1 pseudogene is annotated in these 411 nt (G+C 32.4%); it reads right to left on the bottom strand.

Going from position 1 to position 411, the window contains the following annotated elements:
* A pseudogene (locus PTSHG_RS09860) lies at positions 1-411 on the bottom strand (SHIRT domain-containing protein); the annotation flags it as partial.

Below are 411 nucleotides of genomic sequence, written 5' to 3'. Positions count from 1 at the left end.
TCAACAGTTTTATTATCCCCAAGTTTTATTTTTATAGTTGAACCAGCAATACCTTGACCCTTAATAACCTTGTCGCCTTCAGTTGCTTTTTCAGCTGTAGGTTTTGCAGATGTCACTTTTTTTCTCTTCCATGTTCCAGTAATAGTTTCATCTTTTTCTGCCTTACCTATTCTTGTTGGATTCCAACCAGAAAAAGTCCATTCATAAATATTTGTAACTTCTCCAGAATTATCTGTTACTGTTTCAACAAAATTAGCAGGTTTAGTTGGGTCATAAGATTCTCCCTTTTTAACCTTAACCTCACTTGGCAATTTATCTTTTAATTCTTTAGGTAAAGAATTGATATCACTATTGCCATTGTCAGTATCGTAAGCTTTAAATTCAAATTTTACTTTATAAGACTTAATTGCC

The sequence above is a fragment of the Peptoniphilus senegalensis JC140 genome (assembly GCF_000321025.1).
Lineage (GTDB): Bacteria > Bacillota > Clostridia > Tissierellales > Peptoniphilaceae > Peptoniphilus_A > Peptoniphilus_A senegalensis.
This window is presented reverse-complemented; position numbering and strand designations above follow the sequence as displayed.